The sequence below is a fragment of the Catalinimonas locisalis genome (genome assembly GCF_038039535.1).
Taxonomy (GTDB): Bacteria; Bacteroidota; Bacteroidia; order Cytophagales; family Cyclobacteriaceae; genus Catalinimonas.
In genome coordinates this window covers 37,742-60,167 of record NZ_JBBPHP010000023.1, presented here as the reverse complement: position 1 = coordinate 60,167, position 22,426 = coordinate 37,742, and the positions used below count along the sequence as shown (strand labels likewise).

14 protein-coding genes are annotated in these 22,426 nt (G+C 42.1%); 8 read left to right on the top strand and 6 right to left on the bottom strand.

Going from position 1 to position 22,426, the window contains the following annotated elements; genetic code table 11:
- Window positions 1-9 precede the first annotated feature (9 nt).
- The 6 genes from WJR50_RS22205 (at window position 10) to WJR50_RS22180 (ending at window position 12,032) form a co-directional block, all read left to right on the top strand.
- Window positions 10-1,509 (top strand): RagB/SusD family nutrient uptake outer membrane protein, encoded by a 1,500-nt coding sequence (locus WJR50_RS22205; protein ID WP_341295524.1) that lies wholly within the window; start codon window positions 10-12, stop codon window positions 1,507-1,509.
- Window positions 1,510-1,669: 160 nt separating this feature from the next.
- On the top strand, window positions 1,670-3,184 hold the full coding sequence (locus WJR50_RS22200; protein ID WP_341295523.1) for a sulfatase family protein: 1,515 nt from the start codon (window positions 1,670-1,672) through the stop codon (window positions 3,182-3,184).
- Entirely contained in the window at window positions 3,177-4,607 is a 1,431-nt protein-coding gene (locus WJR50_RS22195) for a sulfatase family protein (protein WP_341295522.1), read from the top strand. The genes WJR50_RS22200 and WJR50_RS22195 overlap by 8 nt, the downstream gene beginning before the upstream one ends.
- Window positions 4,608-4,694: 87 nt before the next feature.
- Window positions 4,695-6,404: an FAD-dependent oxidoreductase gene (locus tag WJR50_RS22190; RefSeq protein WP_341295521.1), complete on the top strand. Its 1,710-nt coding sequence runs from the start codon at window positions 4,695-4,697 to the stop codon at window positions 6,402-6,404.
- Window positions 6,405-6,411: 7 nt separating this feature from the next.
- Complete coding sequence (locus WJR50_RS22185; protein ID WP_341295520.1) at window positions 6,412-8,082, top strand: FAD-dependent oxidoreductase; 1,671 nt, start codon at window positions 6,412-6,414, stop codon at window positions 8,080-8,082.
- Window positions 8,083-8,366: 284 nt separating this feature from the next.
- On the top strand, window positions 8,367-12,032 hold the full coding sequence (locus WJR50_RS22180) for a PKD domain-containing protein (protein WP_341295519.1): 3,666 nt from the start codon (window positions 8,367-8,369) through the stop codon (window positions 12,030-12,032).
- A 44-nt stretch (window positions 12,033-12,076) separates the two neighbouring features.
- On the opposite strand, the gene WJR50_RS22175 is transcribed toward WJR50_RS22180, so the two are convergent.
- The 6 genes from WJR50_RS22175 to WJR50_RS22150 form a co-directional block, all read right to left on the bottom strand.
- Window positions 12,077-14,740: an ABC transporter permease gene (locus WJR50_RS22175; RefSeq protein WP_341295518.1), complete on the bottom strand. Its 2,664-nt coding sequence runs from the start codon at window positions 14,738-14,740 to the stop codon at window positions 12,077-12,079.
- A gap of 39 nt (window positions 14,741-14,779) precedes the next feature.
- Window positions 14,780-17,413: an ABC transporter permease gene (locus tag WJR50_RS22170; protein ID WP_341295517.1), complete on the bottom strand. Its 2,634-nt coding sequence runs from the start codon at window positions 17,411-17,413 to the stop codon at window positions 14,780-14,782.
- The gene (locus WJR50_RS22165; RefSeq protein WP_341295516.1) at window positions 17,410-17,748 is read right to left on the bottom strand and encodes a PadR family transcriptional regulator; all 339 of its coding nucleotides are present in this window, start codon (window positions 17,746-17,748) and stop codon (window positions 17,410-17,412) included. The genes WJR50_RS22170 and WJR50_RS22165 overlap by 4 nt, the downstream gene beginning before the upstream one ends.
- 161 nt (window positions 17,749-17,909) lie before the next feature.
- Window positions 17,910-18,971 carry a hypothetical protein gene (locus WJR50_RS22160; RefSeq protein WP_341295515.1) on the bottom strand — a complete coding sequence of 354 codons (1,062 nt, stop codon included), beginning with the start codon at window positions 18,969-18,971 and terminating at the stop codon, window positions 17,910-17,912.
- A gap of 93 nt (window positions 18,972-19,064) precedes the next feature.
- Window positions 19,065-19,709 carry a dienelactone hydrolase family protein gene (locus WJR50_RS22155; RefSeq protein ID WP_341295514.1) on the bottom strand — a complete coding sequence of 215 codons (645 nt, stop codon included), beginning with the start codon at window positions 19,707-19,709 and terminating at the stop codon, window positions 19,065-19,067.
- Window positions 19,710-19,729: 20 nt separating this feature from the next.
- Window positions 19,730-20,401, bottom strand: a complete 672-nt coding sequence (locus tag WJR50_RS22150) for a phosphoribosyltransferase (RefSeq protein WP_341295513.1) — start codon at window positions 20,399-20,401, stop codon at window positions 19,730-19,732.
- A 163-nt stretch (window positions 20,402-20,564) separates the two neighbouring features.
- Between WJR50_RS22150 and WJR50_RS22145 the strand changes: the two genes are divergently transcribed.
- Window positions 20,565-21,194 (top strand): RNA polymerase sigma factor, encoded by a 630-nt coding sequence (locus WJR50_RS22145; RefSeq protein WP_341295512.1) that lies wholly within the window; start codon window positions 20,565-20,567, stop codon window positions 21,192-21,194.
- A 144-nt stretch (window positions 21,195-21,338) separates the two neighbouring features.
- On the top strand, window positions 21,339-22,364 hold the full coding sequence (locus tag WJR50_RS22140) for a FecR family protein (RefSeq protein ID WP_341295511.1): 1,026 nt from the start codon (window positions 21,339-21,341) through the stop codon (window positions 22,362-22,364).
- Window positions 22,365-22,426: the final 62 nt, after the last annotated feature.

The following is a 22,426-nucleotide window of genomic DNA, read 5'->3' as shown; positions in this document are numbered from 1 at the left end:
GCAACAACTATGAAAATGAATATACAACAAACAATATTGAAATACAGCTTCATCCTTTGCCTTACAGTATTGATGCTGGGTTGTAGTAGTGAAGAAATACTGAAGGAAGAGCCAAGGACCTTTCTGTCGCAGGATGCGGTATTCTCCTCACGTGAAGGAGCCATAGCCGCAACTTCTGGTATTTATTCTCCTTTCAGTGGACAAAATCTGTATGGCTGGTGGCTGTTGGGCAATCTTGAAATGTTTTCGGATTACATCTACGGGAGGGGAAGCCAGTCTCCTGCGGGTAGCTATCAGCTGGATGCTACCAGTATTCAGCGTATTGGTAATATCTGGAGAGGCGCATACCAGGTCATCAATCGTGCGAATATCGTGATCAATCAATTGGAGAATACAGAGATTGATGGTGTAGATGATGCGCTGAACAACCGCTTGATTGGGGAAGCCAGATTTTTAAGAGCATTGGCTTACTTCCATCTGGTACGTTTATTTGGTGATGTACCCTTGCGTACTGTGCCAGAAACTCAAAACTTTGCCATAGAGCGTTCTCCTGAATCTGAAGTATATGACCAGATCATAGAAGACCTTGAATTTGGCGAACAAAATCTGCCGGATGCATACTCAACTGCTGAACTGGGAAGAGCCTCTCGCTGGGCAGCCACCGGTCTGCTCTCCAAAGTATATCTAACGCGGGGTCAGTGGGCTGAGGCTTCAGATAAAGCACTGGAAGTGATGAATTCGGGACAGTTTAGCCTCGTAGAAGTGGATGAGCCGGTTGATTTCCAGCAGATTTTTGGTCCAGATGTCCTTACCAGTTCTGAGGAAATCTTTTCTCTCAAACACGCCCGAATTGAGGGGTTTGGTTTCCAACCTTTATGGCTGATGCACCGGGCAGGTTCCGGATATTCAATAGGCAGTAATGCCCATGCCTGGTATGGTAACCTAGACTCCTGGCTGGGAGAATGGATTGGCCAGCTGGATGGTCCGGATTTGAGGCCTAACGACTGGCTGTACAATGGTGAGTTTGATGAACAGTTTTTAAGTCCTGAAATTCCTATGCTGTTCAAAAAATTCAGAGATACCGAATCTGACCCTCCCGGCAATGATTTCCCAGTACTGAGGTATGCAGAAATTCTGCTGATCTATGCTGAAGCTGAAGCTATGGAAAATGGTGGTCCTACGGCTGATGCATATGCAGCAGCTAACCAGATTAGAAGGAGAGCCTACGGCAGAAATCTGAGTACGCCCGATACTGAAGCAGATTTTCCTGCCGGACTGTCTGCCGAAGCTTTTCAGGATGAGATTCTTTTGGAAAGAGCCAAGGAGTTTGTGATGGAAGGTAAAAGATGGTATGACCTGTTGCGTACCGGTACTGCCTTAGAAGTGATAGGTAATGCGGGACCCGTCAAGGCCAATATTGAAGAAAGACATCTGAAATGGCCGATTCCTGCCGAGGAAATTGATAACAATGAGTCAATGAGTCAGGAAAGCCAGAATCCCGGATGGTAATCCCGGATGGTAATATGAATTACAACTGTTAATTTCAATACCTTTAGGAATAGGACAATTATTGAATTTGAAATCAATGTAGGATAATGAAAGGCTTTAAAGGCCTTCAAAAGAAGACTTTTAGCCTTTTCAGCCAGATTTTTTGAGAACAAGAAATAATATGAGAATGAGAATATATATGTTGTATAAATTTATATTGTGCTTGTTGTTTGCCTTTTTCAGAATTGAATATATAGCTGCACAAGAACAGCCAAAGCCCAATATCGTTTTGATTCTGGCTGATGATCTGGGCTATGGTGATTTAAAGGCATACAATAAGGAATCACTTATTCCTACGCCTAACCTGGATAAATTGGCTGAGGAAAGTATCCAGCTTACGAATGCCTACTGCCCGGCAGCAGTGTGCACACCTACCCGATATGCATTAATGACTGGTAATTATCCGTTTAGAAGCTCTAACAAAAGAGGAGTACTGGGTAATTATGAACCCTCCCTGATGACTCAGGAGCAAGTCACACTGCCCGAAATGTTACAATATAGTGGCTATACCACCGCAGGCTTTGGCAAATGGCATCTGGGGACCACTTTCCCAACCTTAGATGGGAAAAAGCCTGCCGGTTATGGTCAGTTTCGTGCTGATGATAATGGCGCTAACCTGGACCTCTCCAAGCCAGTAAGCGATGGACCCATGGATCATGGTTTTGATCACTGGCTGGGCTTTAGCTGTGCCAGTGAGTGCTGGATATTTGAGGACAAAATGGTTACCGCTGCTTTCCGACATGATTTTTACACCACAGAAGCGGCTAAGAATAAAGACCATATCAAATATTACGAACTAGAGGAATACCTACCTTATATCACTGATGAGAGTATTAGTTATTTAAAGGAGCATGCTGAAACTCAGCGTGAGAAGCCTTTTTTTCTGTACTTCTCTCCTTATGTGCCTCATATACCTCTGGCTGTGAATAAAGAATTTCGTGGCAAAACAGATGCTGGCTTATACGGAGACTATGTACACGAACTGGATCACTATATTGGCAGGATACTCAATACGCTGGATGAACTGGGGCTTAAAGAAAATACCATCATTTTTTTTGCCAGCGATAATGGTTCTCATTTTTCTATGGCTGCCAATGAGTTAGCCATGGAGGAGGCTGTCAATAGCCCTTTCAAAATAGATGAAAGTATGAAACTTGAAAAGGTTCACTATCCCAATGGGCATTTGAGAGGTACCAAACGGGATGCCTGGGAGGGAGGAGTTCGTACACCTTTTCTCGCCCGTTGGCCCGGTCACTTTCCTGCTGGAGAAAAGAATGCCAGCCTTTTTTCATTGAACGATATGATGGCAAGTCTGGCGGCTTTGCTAGGTTACCAAATACCTTCACACTCAGCAAAAGATAGTTACAATCTGTTGAATGTACTGAAAGGTGAAAATGACGGAGTACGAAATAGTGTAGTCGTGCAATCCAGTGGAGCGGCCTACGGCTTAAGATGGAACCAGTGGAAATATATAGATGAGCCGGAAAATGGCTCCTCAACTGTTCCCGGACAACTATACAACTTATCTGAGGACGAATCCGAAACTACCAATCTCTATGCTAAACGACCAGATATGGTTGAAAAAATGAAGCAAAAATTAGCTGAAATTATGGAAAGTGATATGAGCAATGAGTAATTCAAAAGTAACATATCATAACCTTTTGCAAAACAGCACTGCTCGCTTTTTTTCATCCTGCATGCTGATGTCCCTGTTGATATTGTTGACCTATCCAATGTGTGCTCAGGAAGAAATAAAGCCCAATTTTATCGTAATTATGGCCGATGATTGTACTTTCCGTGACCTGGAAGTATATGGTGGACAGGCCAAGACCCCCAACCTGAAATCACTGGCTAGTGAAGGGATGAAGTTCAACCGTTGTTTTCAGGCTACTGCTATGTGTGCTCCCACACGTCAAAATCTGTTGACTGGACTTTACCCGGTAAAAAATGGAGCTTATGCCAATCACAGTGAGTCATATGAGCATGTAAAGAGCATTGTGCACCACTTGAGTCCTGCTGGCTATCAACTGGCACTGACCGGTAAACGTCATATTGGCCCTGAATCTGTGTATCCATTTGTATACTCAGAAAATACCAGCGATCCGGATGTTGATTTTATTAAAAAGTTTGTCAGCGACAGTAAAGAAAAGAAACAACCCTTTTGTCTTTTTGCCATGTGCAGTTCTCCTCATGCCCCCTGGACTTATGGCGATACTACCCAATACCCACCTGAAAATATACGCTTACCCCCTTACCTGATTGATACCCGCGACACGCGCAAAGCATATACCAGGTACTTTGCTGAAATCACCTATTTTGATCGGCAGGTAGGAGAAATCCTGCAGTTGGTAGATGATCAAGAGCTGAAGAGTAATACTGTGGTGATTGTACTGAGCGAGCAAGGCAGTCTATTTCCTTTTGAAAAGTGGACCTGCTATGATGCCGGTCTGCGAAGTGCAATGATCGTCAGGTATCCGGGTATGGTAGAAGCAGGTACGCAAAGCGATGCAATGGTAGAGTATGTGGATATTGTCCCGACGATCCTGGATCTGGCAAATACAAATGCAGTCTCAGCACTGGATGGGAAAAGTTTCAAACAAGTGCTGTTAGGCAATACGGATCAACACAAAGCATATGTTTACGGTATACAAACTACACGCGGTATCAATGCGGCTTCTCAGGCGTATGGCATTCGTTCGGTTAGGAACGATTCATTAAAATATATTGTCAACCTCTTTCCTGAAAATCGCTTTGAGAATGCCTTGTTGATGAATCCGGAAGAATGGTCACCCACTAGAGTTTCGTATTTATGGTGGATGAATTCATGGCGTAATGAAGCGGCAGATGACAAAAGAGCAAAGATGATATTAGAACGCTATCAGCATCGTCCGGCAATAGAATTATACAATATCCGGAATGATCCTTATGAGTTGGTCAATCTCGCCTATGATCCGACTTATCAAGAAGCGATGAATGCACTTGATGATAAATTAGCTGACTGGATGCAGGCTCAGGCAGATGAAGGCAGGGCTACCGAACTAAAAGTGCCTTTACGTTGAAAAGGCTGATTGTTGAATACAATTTCATAGAAGGAAACTTTGATAAACAAAAAAACAAACTCATTTTAGAACCATACAACCTAAAGCATGAAACATATTACAATTAAAACCTTTCCTTCCTTTATTTTTCTGTTACTTCTGACATTATTTACGCATTGTTCAGAAAATAAATCCAAACAGGCAGAAAATACAGCGAATGTTTATGAAGCCGATGTCATTGTCTATGGAGGCACTTCAGCGGCGGTGACTGCTGCCGTACAGGTAGCCCGCATGGGTAAATCTGTCATCATGGTATCCCCGGATACGCATCTGGGCGGATTAAGTGCGGGTGGATTAGGCTTTACCGATACCGGTAACAAGGAAGTGATCGGAGGGCTTTCCCGGGAATTTTACCATAAAGTATATCAGGAGTACCAGAAACCTGAAACCTGGAAGTGGCAGAAAAGAGATGAATTTGGCAATAAAGGGCAGGGAACCATTGCCCTGGACGGAGAAAACCGTACGATGTGGATTTTTGAGCCTCACATTGCTGAGATGGCTTTTGAGGATTTCATCAAAGAGCATGAAATTGAGCTGTATCGTGATGAGTGGCTGAATAGGGATGGTGGTAGTGTGAAGATGGAAAACGGTCGCATTGCCAGCTTTGAAACGCTAAGCGGAAAATTGTTTCAGGGCAAAATGTTCATTGACGCTACCTACGAAGGCGACTTAATGGCTGAGTCAGGCGTAAGCTATCATGTGGGCCGGGAAGCCAATAGCGTGTACGGTGAAGAATGGAACGGCATACAAACCGGCGTACTGCACCATGCGCATTGGTTTGAAGAAGATATTGATCCTTATGTAGTGCCCGGTGATCCATCCAGTGGATTGCTGCCTCTCATCTCAGATGAAGATCCCGGTGAATATGGTCAGGGAGATGACAAAATACAGGCTTATTGTTTTCGCATGTGCCTGAGCAATCATCCTGACAATCGGGTGCCTTTTCCTCGTCCCGAAGGCTATGATTCCAGCCGCTATGAACTGCTGGCCAGGGTGTATGATAAAGGCTGGAGAGCTACCTTCAATAAATTTGATAATATCCCGAATCGCAAAACCGATACCAATAATCATGGGCCTGTAAGTACAGATTATATCGGAATGAACTACGATTATCCAGAGGCATCCTACGAACGCCGCCAAGAGATCATCAAAGAACATGAAAACTACCAGAAAGGGCTGATGTACTTTACCGCCAACGATCCTCGGGTGCCGGAGGAAATTCGTACCGAAATGCAAACCTGGGGCCTGGCCAAAGATGAGTTTACCGACAATCGCAACTGGCCCCACCAGATCTATGTGCGCGAGGCACGCCGCATGATTGGTGACTATGTAATGACGGAAAACGATATTCTGGACAAAAGAGAAACACCTAATTCAGTGGGCATGGGTTCTTATACCATGGATTCGCATAATATTCAGCGTTATGTAAAACCGGATGGATTCGTGCAAAATGAAGGAGATATCGGCGTTAAAGTGCCCGAACCTTATGAAATCGCCTACGGCTCACTCGTGCCTAAAAAAGAAGAATGCGAAAACCTGCTGGTTCCTGTCTGCGTCTCCAGCTCTCACATCGCCTTTGGTTCCATCCGTATGGAGCCGGTATTCATGATTCTGGGACAAAGTGCCGCCACTGCTGCGGTACAGGCCATAGAAGATGAAGTGGCGGTGCAGGATGTGGATTATGAAAAATTGAAAACCCAACTCCATCAAGACGATCAGAGACTTACCCTAGATGACAATCAATTAGCTGACCGATAACCAAACCATGAAAAAACTACTTTTACTGGGGCTGGCATTTTTTACCCTGGCCTGCTCCTCAACCGAAACTGCTCAGGAAGATAATCAAGCTGCCGAATATGACATTGTCATTTATGGAGGTACTTCAGGAGGCATTGCTGCCGCCATACAGGCTTCCCGCATGGATAAATCGGTAGTACTCATTGAACCATACCAAAGAATAGGAGGGATGACTACCGGAGGGCTGGGGCAGACAGATATTGGAAACAAAAGTGCTATCGGAGGGATTTCCCGAGAGTTTTATCAGAACATCCGCAAGTATTATGAGGATTCAGCGAACTGGGAATGGCAGAGCAGACAGTCCTATCAGGATGGAGGACAGACCCGCACGGAGGAAGGGGAGGATGCGATGTGGACTTTTGAGCCCTCGGCGGCTCTTGACGTGTATGAAGAAATGATCGCTGCCGAAAACATTGAATTAGTACGAGGAAAGAAACTGAACCGTGAAAATGGTGTAACCAAAGAAGGTACAGCCATTACTGCCATTGCAATGGAAGACGGTACGACTTACAACGGAAAAATGTTTATTGATGCTACCTACGAGGGTGACTTGATGGCGGCTGCCGAAGTAGATTATTATGTAGGACGTGAGCCTAACAGTATGTACGGAGAGACCTACAATGGTGTACAGATGCTGGAGGGCCATCAGTTTCCCGATGGTGTTGATCCCTATGTCACTCCTGGTGATGCGAATAGTGGTTTACTCTGGGGAATTACTGATGCAGAACTGGAACCTCAGGGAAGTGGGGATAGCCTGGTGCAGACGTATAATTTCCGGATATGCCTCACCAGTGACGAGGAAAACATGATTCCTATCACTGAGCCGGAAAACTATGACGCTAGCCGCTATGAATTGCTGGCCCGTCTGTTTGAAGCACAGCCTGACATGAGACGTATTAACCAGTATTTCATCTGGAGCCTGATGCCCAATGACAAAACCGATATCAATAACCGGGGAGGCTTCTCCACCGATATGATCAACTGGAGCCATGCCTATCCGGAGGCCAGTTATGCGGAACGTGATTCCATCATTAAAGCCCATGAAGATTATACCAAAGGATTACTCTATTTTTATACTACCGATCCCCGTGTTCCTGCCGAACTTCAGGATGAAGTTAAAAAATGGGGCTATCCCAAAGATGAGTATGAGGAAAATGGTAACTGGTCGCCACAGCTCTATGTGCGAGAAGCCCGTAGATTGATCGGTGAATATGTGATGACGCAGGCCAATTGCGTAGGCGAAGAGGAAATCGATGATCCTGTTGGCCTGGCTGCCTATACAATGGACTCCCACAACTGCCAGCGCATAGTTGTGGAGAATGAAAATGGAAGTCCTCAGGTAAAAAATGAAGGGAATGTTGAGGTGGGTGGTTTTCCTCCTTATCCCATCTCTTATCGCTCCATCATCCCTAAACAGGAAGAAGTGACAAATCTGCTGGTGCCGGTCTGTTTATCTGCCAGCCACATCGCTTTTGGATCCATCCGTATGGAGCCGGTATTCATGGTGTTGGGTCAGTCTGCCGCCACCGCTGCTGCCCAGGCTATTGACGCCAACCAACCTGTGCAGGAGATTGACTATCAGGCTTTGAGAAGTAAACTGGAAGAAGATCAGCAGCGACTGGTGCATCAAGGCGAATAATGTTAAAATATGAGATTCAAAAAGTAAAATTGAAGTGAAAAATACTCCTTTTTATTGTATCAAAAATTAGGAGTATTATTCTAAAAATTCCTCTAATTTATTTAATTTACTATCCTTAATCACTATTTGAGTAAGTATCTAAAAATAGTGATATATGCTTTTTAAGATTAATATTTTGATAAGGTAATTGTCACTATATCAAGTTTGATATAATTCTCTTTAGACATTAAGATTTTTTTGATAGAAAATTCTTGAAGCTAAACAACTTAACCAATTTTTAGAGGATGAGAACATTTTTACTATTTTCCTATGGAATTTTTATTGCCTTATTCCATAACCCTATTTTATGTGAGGCAAATGATGTAAATAATTCATTTTCCGCATATTCTTTTGTACCCATTGTTGAGGCTGGGCAAGAGTTTGAGGTATTGGAAGGTAGCCCTACCGGTACTGCTGTAGGTACTGTAGCAGCTTCAGATGCGCAAAGCATTACAGGATTTGCGATTACTGACGCAGACGCATTGAGCACAGGGACTCCACCTAATGATTCACCTATCAATGCATTGGCGATGTTTACTATTGACAATAATGGGCAGATTACGGTCAATGATCCCACGTACCTGCTGGCAGTGGTAGGACCAATAAGGCTAACAATAGAAGTGACCAATACTCAAAGTGAAAAATCTTCGGCTGATGTACAAGTTAACATCAACGATAAAGTAGTACAAACCTCTTTGAGTCAGGGCCTTTCATGGTCTACAGGCACTCCCCAGCCTCTTGGAAATAGCGAAGGTCAATCCGAAGTTGTGAATGGGAAATTATATTCCTTCAGCGGTTTTGATATTGAAAAAAGACCGTCTTATACCCCTACTGAAAGAGTTTACGTATACGATCCACAGCTTGATAGCTGGACATTGCTCAATCCTATGCCTAAGATGCATCCAAATTCAGCACATGGAGGTGTTACGCATGCGGGCTTTACTACTGATGGTGCAAACATATATTTTGCCGGGGGGTATGCTGCCAGTGCCAATGGAAATGGGCAAATTTTCGGTACTAAATATGTCTACAAATACATAGTAGCAAGTGATAGTTATGAGCGACTGCCCGACTTACCCCTGGCAAGAGCCTCCGGTGGACTTGAGTATATTGACGGAAAATTATACTACGTGGGTGGTGAAAATGCTGCTCGTAATGAAGATCAGGGAGATTTATTTGTTCTTGATTTACATAATCTGAATGCCGGATGGACAAATCTAACAGACAGCCCGCTACCAAATCCGCGCAATCATTTGGGCTCAGCAGTGATCAATGGAAAGCTGTACGTTGTAGGTGGTCAGCATCAAAAAGATAATAACCTTACTACTCAGGATGATGTGCACATGTTTGACCCTGCTACCGAAACCTGGACTAAAGTTACCGATTTGCCAGACATAGATGAAGTGCCTGATAATCTTACACCCGGCAAAGGTCATATCACAAATGCTACTTTTGCTTACGACAACAAGATTTTTGTATTAGGAGGTGAATATCAGTTTTTAGGGCCATATTCAAAATCTGTATTGGCTTACAATCCAGCTGCAAATGAATGGATAAGGTATTCGGATATGCCAACAGTACGCTCATCAGGAATAGCTGGTATCGTGGACGGAGTAATGTATTACTCCACTGGACGTAACTCATCTACAACTTATCGGACTCCCATCGGAAGCACTACGAGTCAGAAAGGAATTTGGCTGGAAGCGGAATGTAGCGAGGTGGGTAGTAACTGGATTGAAGTAGAAGATAGTGAAGCCTCTGGTGGTAGTTATGTGGTAGTACCTAACCTGAACAGCTATAGTCCTCCATCGGATGTACCAGCTAACCGAGTGCGATTTACTTTCTCTCTAGATGATGGAGGCAAATATCACTTATTTGCCAGGCTCAGAGCTCCTACAAGTGGAGATGATTCATTTTTTATTCGTATCAATGGTGGGAACTGGGTGCAGTGGTGGGAAAATATAAGCACAGGAAGTACTTTCAACTGGAACGAAGTGGAGGGTAGCCCTTTGACATTAAATTCTGGAAATAATATCATAGATATAGCATATCGTGAAAATGGAGCACAACTGGATAAGCTGCATTTGAATCAGAGTGGTTTAATGCCTGGTGGAATAGGTGAAGGTGCAAATAACTGTGAGGGAAGCTCAGAAAATCAGGCACCTACTGCTCAGTTAACTGTAGATAATGAAGCTGGGACTGCTCCTTTAACAGTTACCTTTAGCGGTAGTAGTTCCAGCGATGATCAGGGAATTGTAAAATATAGCTGGGACTTTGGCGATGGCACCACTGGCAGTGGCGAGACCGTAAATCATACATATGAAAATGCAGGAGAATATACCGCTAAGCTTACAGTAGCTGATGCTGAGGGTTTGGAAGGAGAGGCAACAGTTAAAATTAATGTTAATTCCCCAACATCGGATGGAGGTATCTGGCTGGAGGCGGAATGTGGAGAGGTGGGAAATAACTGGAATACTGAAAGTCTGGGTGAAGCATCCGCTGGGAGTTACCTCACTATCCGTTCCGGACTAAATAGTTATGGTGCTGCACCAAGTTCAGTTAGTAGTCATGTTTCTTTCACCTTTACTGCTCCGCAGGCAGGAGACTATCATCTATATGCCCGAGTACGTGCTCCATCTGGTGCCGATGACTCGTTCTGGGTGAGGGTAGACGGAGGTAATTGGTTACAGTGGAATGTCGCCCCACGTACTGGTACTTTTGATTGGCGGAAGGTTAGTGGGTTGATGCCAAATTTTGCTGCAGGTAGTAGTCATACCCTTGATGTTGCTTACCGTGAGGACGGAACAGATCTGGATAAGCTGTTTTTAAGTATTAGCAGTGCATTGCCCGCCGGCTTAGGAGAAGCTGCCGATAATTGTGGAGACTCTCCAAACGAAGCTCCTCTAGCCTCGGTCAGTGCAGATATTCAATCAGGGACAGCGCCGTTAACAGTTACCTTTAGTGGCAGTAGTTCCAGCGATGATCAGGGAATTGTAAGTTATAGCTGGGACTTTGGAGATGGCACCACAGGTAGTGGAGAGACTGTGAATCATACATATGAAAATGCAGGAGAATATACCGCTAAACTTACAGTAGCTGATGCTGAGGGTCTGGAAGGACAAGCAACTATTAATATCAATGTTAATTCTCCAACTTCAGTTCAGGAAGTTTGGCTGGAGGCAGAATGTGGAGAGGTAGGAAGTAACTGGATTGTAGCATTAGATGGTGCTGCTTCCGGCGGGAATTACGTAGTAGTTCCCAATCTAAATAGTTATAGCCCTCCCTCAGATATACCAAGCAATCGTATTCGCTTTACATTCTTGCTTAGTGAAGGTGGCTCATATTACCTTTTTGCAAGGGTACGTGCACCCTCCAGCAGTGACGACTCCTTTTTTATTCGTATCAACGGAGGCAGTTGGATTCAATGGTGGCAAAATATGGCTTTAGGCAATAGTTTTAACTGGAATGAAACGGCAGGCAGCCCCTTCAATTTTGTGGCTGGTGAAAATACAATAGATATGGCTTACCGTGAAAGTGGTACCCAGCTAGACAAATTACACCTAAACCTTACTGGTTCGCTCCCGAGTGGGGTGGGAGAAAGTGCAAGTAATTGCAACGGAGAAATTAATAATAAAGATGAGGTTCTTTCACTACGTGCTTATCCTAACGCTTTAGAAGATAACAACTTTCTGAAAGTACAAAGCTCTAAGAGCTTTAGTCCTAAGGTTGAGGCTTCACTGATTGACCAGACCGGAAGAATCTTACTTGAGAATGTTCAGGTCAATCATTTTAATGCATCTACTATTTCTCTGGATTTTTCCACCATTTCCCTGAAGCAGGGTGTATATTTTCTCAGTATTAAAGAAGACAAGTTCACCCGCCCCCAACTCATAAGGTTTATTAAAAAATAAGTATAGCATGTGTCTCCCTAAAAAATCTCGGGAGATACATGCTTTTATTCCATCTTCAGAGCATCAACCGGATTAGCTTTGGCAGTAGCATAAGTTCTATAGCATACCGTTAAAAACGATATGAGCAATAGCGTGAGTACGGGAATTAAAAAGAGATCAATGCTGATACCCACCTGGTAGGCATAGTTTTCCAGCCAGGCTTTTCCACCGAACAAAATAGCCGGGACAGAAAGACCAATAGAAAAGAGCAATAACATTAGATATTCACGAGATAGAAGCATCATCAGGTGACCTACTCCTGCTCCCAACACTTTTCGGATGCCAATTTCTTTGATTCGCAAAGTAGCTGAGTAAGATACCAGCGCAAACAATCCTATACAGGCTATGAAGATGGCCAGTGCCGAAAAAGCAGAGAACAGATTCCTAAATTGAAGATCAGCCTGGTATTGCTGGTTGAAGGCATCATCTAAGAAAAAATATTCAAAGGGATCGTCAGGAAAAACTTCGTGATAGGCTGATTCAATATGTGCAATAGATGCTGGTATGTCCGACATGTTCATGCGGATAGAAAAATAAGCTGCGTAATTATGCAAAATGAACAGAGTTGGAGCGTGAGCATCTTTTAATGAACTCCAATGTATATTTTTCACTACGCCAACGATTTCAATAGAATCACCCTCACCCCAGTTGTTGATTAAAACCTGATGTAGTGCTTCTTCGGCTGATCCAAAACCAAAAGCTTTTACTGATTCTTCATTAACAATGGCTCGATCAACAGAAGAGGAAACATCAAAAACGGTCCTTGCTAGAAACTCTAGTTCATAGGTATCTGCAAAAGCTGTATCCACAATCACAGTACTTACATTCTCTACAACTTTTGTTTTCCCAGCATTGCGGAAACCCTCCGTAGTAAAATATTCTTTACCCGGGATTGAACTAGCAAACGAAAAAGAAGTAATGGAATGATGGGCAAGCAGTTTGTTTCTGAATACTTCCTGTTTACTTTCTTCTGTCAGTCCAGCTTCTTTTAGGGTTTCCCTAAACAACCTTGGTCCATTCAGTACCAGTATTTTTTCCATATCCATGCCCAGGTCCTGATTTTTCATGAAAGTAATTTGTTGGTATACCAGATAAGTACCTGAAATGAGCAGTAGCGAAATTAAAAATTGAAACGCGATTAAGCCTCTACGTAAGTCAAACCCTCTCTTGAACATTGAGAATGATGATTTAAGCACACTTACTGGCTTAAAAGACGACAGAACAAAGGCTGGATATAAACCTGAAAGCAATGACCCTACTAAGATTGCTAATGAGAAAAATCCCCAGAACTCCATGGACTGAAATATAGTAAAGGATATTGTTCTTCCAAGAATATTGTTGAGCATAGGCAACATAGAAAAGGCAATGCCTATGGAGAGTAAAGCAGCAAGAACATTGATCACGATAGATTCAGTCATGAACTGACTTACCAATTGACTTTTAATTGCACCCATGGTCTTTCTAACACCCACCTCTTTTGCACGATGCATGGCTCTTGCAGTGGAAAGGTTGATATAGTTTACCCAAGCCATCAAGAGTATGAACACGCCTATTATCGAAAAAAACGCTACATTCTGTATGCTTCCGGGACTGCTGAGCGGATCGTTGGGAAAATTTGACTTTAAATGAATATCAGTAAGTGGCTGCAACTCAATCTTCCAATCCTCTGGCCTTTCAGCATCTCTAAGGGCATGAGTAGCCATCAACTGACTGAGTTTATCACTTACCTGACCTATATCCCCATTTTCATGAAGTTTAAGGTATGTTACATAATCAGCTAACGCCCATCCTTTGCTATCATCTACATAGTAAGGAATATAATTTTCTCGGAAAAAGGCCATAGGGATAAGAAAATCAAACTGTAGATGACTGTTGACAGGCAATTGATTTAAAACTCCTGTGACAATGTAATCTCCACTCATTAATCCTAAACTAATTCTTAGCTCTTTGCCAATGGGGTTGATCTCTCCGAAATATTTTTCAGACATTTTTCTGGAGATTACAATATTGTGTTTCTGATTGAGTGCGGATTCTCTTTTACCATAGATCAAGGGAAAGTTAAATACTTTTAAAAAAGTACTGTCAACATACCAAACCTCATTTTCCAGAAATTTTAATTGGCTTTCAGGGTTAATGATAATAGGTCCTTCATTTACGATAGTTCGTATTCTTACAAATTCCTCTACCCCTGGTATATTTTCTTTTCCACTTGGACCAAGCCCGTATGTGGTATAGACGCCGGTTCCCTGCTTTTCTCCATTCTTAATGGTGGTTTGGGTAAGGCGGTAAATGTTTTCCGCATCCTCATGAAACTGATCATAACTGAGTTCAAAATGAATGTACTGATAGATCAGCAGACACACCCCCATACCCACCGCAAGTCCCAGGATGTCGATCGCTGTATAAAATTTATGCTTAAGCAAAACTCTGGTGCTGATGTTAAAGTAATGTCGGAACATGGTAGGCTGATTTAAGTTGAGTTGCGGAAAAGACCGAATGAGGGAAGGACGAAACAAACCCATAACCTGAAAGAAATATTTCCACTGAGCCAAGCGATAACCTTCTACTTTATTCCGCTCATACATTTCTTCCAGGTCTCCTGCAATTTCATCATAGTAGTCAGGATGGCAAAACCATCGGAAAAAGCGCTTGGCCAGTTGTTTGATCATTTGCTTTAATTTTTTTCACAGCTCATGTGAATAACCGCCTTACTCATCTCTTAAGGTTTTAGCCGGATCAAGAATGGCTACCTGGTAAATCTGGTAACCTACTGTGATCAGTGCAAAAAGCATTACTATACACAGTGCTAACATGATTACCAACCAGGGAAAATCAATGCGGAAGGCATAGTTCTTAAGCCAGGAGTTCATCCCCCAATAGGTGGCAGGTATTGCAATCAGCCCAGAAATTGAGAGGAGTATTAAAAATTCTTTATAGAATATGCCGATGATGTTGGGGATAGAAGCTCCCAGTACCTTTCGCACGCCTACCTCAGTGGTACGTTGTACTGCCATAAAGGAGGATAAGCCAAAAAGACCTAGTATTGCAATGAAGATCGCTAATGCTGAAAGTGTTCCAAATATTTCGCCGAAACGTCGGTCCTGTTCATAGAGTGCAGCAAAACGCTCATCCAGAAAGGTATAATCAAAGGGTGTATCGGGAAAAAATTCATTCCAGGTATCACTCAGATATTCCAGGCCTTCCTGATACTGCCCAGGCTCAAGTTTTACCACAGTGGAGTAAGGGCTGAAGTCAGGAAAATATAAAGTGGGTTCAACACTGGACTTTAGCGAGGTGCGGTTAAAGTCTTTTACCACACCTATAATCTCATACTTGCGGTTGGTGTCATCTTCTCCAAACTGCACGTACTCATTCAATACCTGGTTCTCTTCATTAATATTGAATTTTCTGAGAAAAGCCTGGTTTACCATCACTACCAAGGAGTCCGCAGTTCTTTCCTGGTCAAAATTTCTTCCGACCAGCAACTCCATATCTACTGCATCCAGAAAATGTTCATCATTATACTGAATATAAGTAGTTCCGGTCTGTCGTTCTGTCAAACCTACGATCCGTAGTTTTCCGGCAGCAGAATTAATATCAGAACCGTCCCCACCCGGCAGATTAGAGGTACCCCCTACAGTTTCAATAGCTGAGTGTTTGCGGAGCACTTCTCTGAAGGATTCCAGTTTGGTGTTCATCAGATTAGTAGCTTGCTCGTTTTGCTCTCCTCTGGGCATCCTGAAACCTACGACGTAATCGGTGGAAATCCCCAGGTCCTTATTTTGCATGTATTGCAATTGATGATAAACGATAAAGGTACCTGCTATTAAAACCATTGACGCAGTAAATTGAGTGACAACCAACGCTTTTCGGAGTAAGGTTCCACTTTTTGAGTTACGATATTTTCCCTTAAGCACGGCAGCTGGCTTGAATCCTGAAAGTACCAATGCCGGATAGAAACCTGAGGCCAGCGTACCAATCACAAAAAACAATAGTAAGCTGAGCAGAAAAGTATAGTGATTCCATACGTTTGTGAGCAGTTCTTTACCAATCAGTTGACGAAAATAGGGGAGAGATAACTCAGATACTAGCAGGGCAATCAATGCTGCCAGGAGATTGACCAGCAAGGCTTCAAACAAAAATTGTCCCATAAGTTGTATCTTATAGGCTCCTACTACTTTTCTCAACCCTACTTCTTTAGCTCTGTTCACCGCTCTAGCAGTAGATAGGTTAATGTAGTTGATCCAGGCAATGAATATGATGAACAACGCTATGATTCGGGTAAATGTCACAGATTTTTCACTACCGGGAATTTCCGCTTCAAAGGTATAGTCCGAGTTAAGGTGGATATCAGTAATCGGATAAAGGTCAAAGCGAATATCTGCATCCCCACCCAGATATTTTTTAGACAAACCCTCCAATTTCTCATCCAGATCAGAAAGTTGGGTGCCTTCCTTCAATTTCAGATACGAATAATAATTAAAGCCATTCCAGTCATCGCTTTCATATTGTGCTTTGATGCTTTCGTCTGAAATCAGCATATCAAATTTGTAATGTGTATTCTCAGGTACATCCTCCATGACTCCGGTAACTTTGAAAGTTCGGTTAAACTGTCCCAGAATTTCCAGCGTTTTTCCTACTGGATCCGCTTCACCAAAGTAAAAATCAGCTTTGCTTTGGGTAAGTACCAGAGAGTTGGGTTCAGACAGCATCTCATCAGGAGAGCCTTGCAAAACTTCGTAGTCAAAAACACCAAAAAAATTTGCATCAGCAGAAATTACATTTCGCTCCTGAGTGAGTTCTTTTCCCTGACGGTATATAAGTTCACCGAATTTGTAGGTTACGGTATAATTTTCAACCTCCGGTAGTTCATCACTTAAGACTTTCGCAGCGGGATGGTAAGTCATGGCATCTTTCACTCCTATTTCTCCATTCACCACCTGTACCGTGGAGAGGCGGTAAATTTGCTCTGAATCTGAAAAGAAAGTGTCGTAGCTTTCTTCAAAGCGTATATATTCATTGATGAGCAGAAATGCTGAAAGCCCCAGTGCAAGTCCCAAAATATTAATGACTGAGTACATTTTGTGCTGAAGCAGGTTACGGGTGCTGATTTTGAAGTAATTTCTAAACATACCGGGATGGATTAATAAGTGTTGAGGAAAAGACCGAATGAGTGAAGGACGATACAAACCTATGACCTGAAAGAGATAAACCCACTGTACAAAGCGCTTACGCTCATCAAGATTACGCTGATACATCTCTTCCAGATCTCCTGCAATTTCATCGTAGTAGTCAGGATGGCAAAACCAGCGGAAGAGATGGTTAGCAAATCTTTTGATCATGAGAACTTGAATTCAAGGGCGAGTTTGGGAATGGACTCCCAAAGTTCTGTGCGGATGTCTCTGCTATGCTGCAATGCCCGTTTGCCAAAGGCGGTGATGGTATAAAAGCGTTTGGGTTTGCCGCCCCGCTGGGCATTGGCGTCCCCTTCTCTGGACTCCAGATAACCTTTTTTCTCCATCCTTTTCAGCGCGGACTGCAATGCACCTACACTCACATTTCGTTGTGCCTTTTCTTCAATTGTGTCTTTGATCGCTACTCCATAAGCCTCATTGTAGAGCATCCCTACTGTGAGCAATACGATTTCTTCAAATTCCCCTAATGGATATGTTTTCATGCAATAGTTGTTGAATTGTAAGCTAAGTCAAAAGCTTATTAAAAGCAATCTCTTATTTGTAGTATTGTAATAAAGAAAATTTTATAACAAATTCCTAATGGTAGTATTGCTAAATGTTTTTTAACACGAAAGAGAAAGTGTAGGGAAAAGGGCTATTTGAGTTATTTTCTCAACGCTTCAGCATATTGATTAGCCAGATTTAGATAGGCTTTTGCTTTCTCCAGCCATTTCTTATCGTTTTGGTACTGCGGTTCATAGATATGTTGGGCAGATAGTTTTGCTCTCAAGCAGGACCGATTACATTGGTAAAACTTAAATAACTTTTCAGAAAAGTTGTCTTCCGTATTTTTTTGATAAATGTCTGTAAACCATTGTGCAACCTCAGTATTTCCCAACATTTCACATTCCATAGCCAAAAAAGCTAATTCATCTGCCATGTCCACCGTACGTAGTTCTTTGTTAAATTCCAGGCAGTCAAAAATCACAGGTTTTATGTCCAGACAGATGTGTTCAGGGCGCAGATCGCCATGACCTTCAACAATCTTACCCGCACTTACCCTTGCTTCCAGCAAATCGTCATGATCAGTAAGAAAAAGCTGTAATGCAGTAATCACCTCCTTGATCAGATCAGTAGATAGTTGATAGGCCGGGTCCAGCAGTGCTGCGTAGTTTTCCTTCACGCCACGCATGATTTTATTCCAGTAATCAAATGAAGAAATATTTTCGGCTTCCAATCCCTGATAAAATTGCGTAAGATGCTCAGCTGCTTTCTGCACCTGTGCTTTTTCTACTTCTCCATTTTTGATCAGGGTATCCAGCATGAGGTTTTCATCAAGTTTGCGCATCTTTACCAGCCAGTCTACGGCTTTACCCTTTCCATCAAGTTGAAGTTGCTGCTGATTATCCAGGCAAAGAGGAATTACCCTCAGGTAGGTATCTTGAGCCAGTCGGCTATTGAGTTCTACTTCACGCTCGCAATCCTCTTTTCTTTTCTTAACACTACTGAAGTCCAGATAGTCAAAACGTACCGGTTTCTTAAGTTTGTACACATATACATCCGTAAGAAAGACCCAGGACATGTGAGTTTCTTTGTTAAATACTCTTTTGGGGTTTTCTGAATAATGCTGACCTCTTTTCAGAAAACGTAATTTTTCTGCTAAGGAAATAAACTTGTTGTTTTTTCCATTAGGCTTTTGTCTTTTTCTATCTGTTCCTGAGGGCATATTATATTATTAAGGTGAAAGACAATAATGAAATAGAATTACTATGACACTATTGCCTTTACAAGGACTAGTGCTGATCAGCTTTTCAGTATTTTAGAGATGCTGTATAAACCACTCTCTACTCAGTTTGATCACTTCATTTATTGCTGATGGTGTGGTAAACCCTTTGCCAGCATCGTTGAGCACTTCCATTTTTGATGAAGTGTTAAAATACGGTAACGATTTCTCATGCTGCACAACATTTGCGTTGTCCATATCTCCACAGATAAATAGTAATGGAATATCTATCCGTTTTAGCGCATCAAATGCCAGATCAGGTCTACCCCCCAAAGATACCATTGCATTGATTTTGCTGTCACGATTGGCTATTGCCTCCAGAGCAGAAGCGGTGCCACTACCAAAACTAAATAATCCTGCACTTAAGTGCTCTGTCTGGGGATTTTCCTCTGCCCACTTTCTGATGTCAGAGATGCGCTCCGATTGCTTGTAGATATCCATAGCATCTGTAGGATTCGCTGATTCTTCAGGAGTAAGTAAGTCTACAAATAAGGTAGCAAACCCTTTATGCTGTAATACTTCGGCTATTTTTAGACTTCTTTCATCTTGCCTGACCTTGCCGGTTTCATCAACAAAAAGGATAATTGCCTGACTTTCTTCCGGAATGATCAGATGACCTTCCATTACTTTGTTTTGAGAACTTATGTTAATGCTATCATTAAAAGATACTGTCTTTTCCATAATGTTAAATTTTTAAAAAATTAAGCGTTTAATAAAGAAATAACTTCCTCATCATCAACCTGATGAAATTCTTCATAAAACTGACCTATGGCAGAAAAATTTTCTGGACATGCTAACACTATAAATTCATCTACGGCTTCACCTATTTTCTTTACTATATTAGGAGGAGCCAATGGAACAGCAACCACTATTTTATCAGGCTTTTGTTTTTTTATCAATTTAATTGTTGCCATCATAGTATTACCAGTGGCTATTCCATCATCTACCAATACAACGGTATGACCACCCCAGGAGGTGCAATCTCTTTTACCGGTATATTTCTCATAGCGTTCACGAAGAAGCTTTCTTATCTCTTCAGCTTTCTCATTAAAGTATTTTTCAGGAATAGCAAGTTTACTCATGGCAACTTCACTATCCAGACTTACCGCTCCTACTGCCAGTTCAGGATTTCTTGGGTGACCAATTTTTTTGGTCATCACCACATCAAATGGCACCGAAAGCTGTTCTGCAATGATTTTGGCCATTACTACACCTCCCCGCGGAATGCCTAAAATGACAAGTTTTTCCGCCGGTAGGTGGCTCAATTTATGGCTCAAAGCAATAGCTGCTTCTTCACGATTCTTAATCATATTCCAAAAAATATTATCTTCTGCTAGCTTAAAAAATGTTATGCTCTGTACTTTAATATACAAGTAAGTAGGAGCTTAAGTTTGTATATCTCAAGAATATATTCTTAAATTGGTAGAAGAAGGGGATAAGTTAATATCTCTTACTGAAGTGTTCATAGGTATATTTTTCTTTAAAATGAATAAAAATGATCACTTCAAACAACAACCTAAGCTAAATCAACAATGAATGCTAAGTCGTTTTTTACATATTGACGACACTACAACCTGGAATGCATTCCGTAATGGAAACCACGATGCATTTGCTCATATTTACCAGGCTCACTTTGAAGTACTTTACGCATACGGAAAAAAATTTACCTATGATGATGCTCTCATAGGTGATACCCTGCAGCAACTTTTTACTGAGATCTGGCATAAAAGAGCTAGGCTTGGCCCTACAGACCACATCAAAAATTATCTCTATAAATCTTTCAGAAGATCATTACTGCGCAGGCTCAGGAAAAAGAATGGAGATATCACCTCTGAATCAGAAGTAGCTTTTCCTGTAAGTATTTCTCACGAAGATCATTTGATTCAGGAACAGCTTGATATTGAACAACTTGAAGATCTGGAATCTGCTATCAGTATGTTAAGTGAAAAACAGAGAGAAGTAATTTACCTCAAATTTTACGACGGACTCTCTTATGCTGAAATCAGTGAAATTACCGGTGCCAGTAATTCTCAGGTTTATGATTTGATGTACAAAGCTTTGGGATCGCTTCGCAAAAAGATCAATAAAGCACGTATCTCGCCTTCACTTTCTTCTTCGGTCATTACTTTTATTATGATTTGCAATTCTTTTGCCTTATTGTTTTAATTTTTTTAATGGCATACCAGTATTATATAAAATACGCAATAACAGCCTAGTTATTCAATATCATTTGTAAAAATTAAAAAATAATTGCTAGCTAAAGACGAGATTTAAGCTGACTCAGCCTTTATACCCTTAGAAGGTAAAATTATGGCTGATCACAAAGTTACAATAGAGCAATTAGCTGCCGACGAAAAGTTTCAGGAGTGGATATTTTCTCCAAATCCTGCCCTGGATCGTTACTGGAAAAACTGGCTGCTGGTAAACCCTGAACATAAAGAAAAATTACAGCAGGCGAGGCAGCTATTGACTTTGATGCAGGTAAAAAAAGATTCGCCTCCCACTCGTCTTCAGCAAGATATCTGGGAGCAGGTGTATGCCAATACAGCGCCTCAGCATGACTCAGAAAAAAGCATAAGCCTGCTAACCAATAAATACTGGCTGGCCGCATCAGTATTCTTCTTTGTTGCAGGAATGAGCATCTATTTTCTGTTTTTTCTGAGTAATCAGGTAAGTTACCAAACAGCCTATGGCGAAACGAAGACTATCCTCCTGCCGGATAGCTCGGTAATTACACTTAATGCTAACTCTACAATTCATTATACTACCGATTGGGAAGAGCAGAAGGTTCGTGAGATCTGGCTGGAAGGAGAAGCTTTTTTTGAGGTAAAGCAAATTCCAATCGCTGACGATAGCAGTGGCATGCGGCTCCCCTTTGTCGTGCATAGCCACAATATGGATGTAGAGGTATTAGGGACTACTTTTAATGTAAAAGATCGGGAAAGTTATTCTGAAGTGGTGTTGAACACCGGAAAAGTAAGTGTAACTCCCAAACAAACTCAGGAAGTAGCGCCCATTGCTATGCTACCCGGCGACTGGCTGGCTTACTCAACGGACAGACAGGAGTGGAAAATTCAACATATTAATCCTGAAATATATACCTCATGGCGTAATCAGGAACTGATTTTTGATGAAATGAAACTCAAAGAGATTGCGCAAATTCTTGAAGAGACTTATGGATATAGTATCAGTATTGAGCAGGCTGAAGTAGCAAACTATGAGTTTACCGGAAAAATAAGATCTGATGAAATAGAATTACTCCTGCCTATGCTTGAAAGATCATTTGGTTTGAAAATAGAGCAAAGCGGAAACGATATCAATTTTTTTAAAAGGTAGGATGCCCCCAGGCCTGAGCTTGGAACCTTTAGCGACCTGACAGGCATCCGGATTAGTTCACT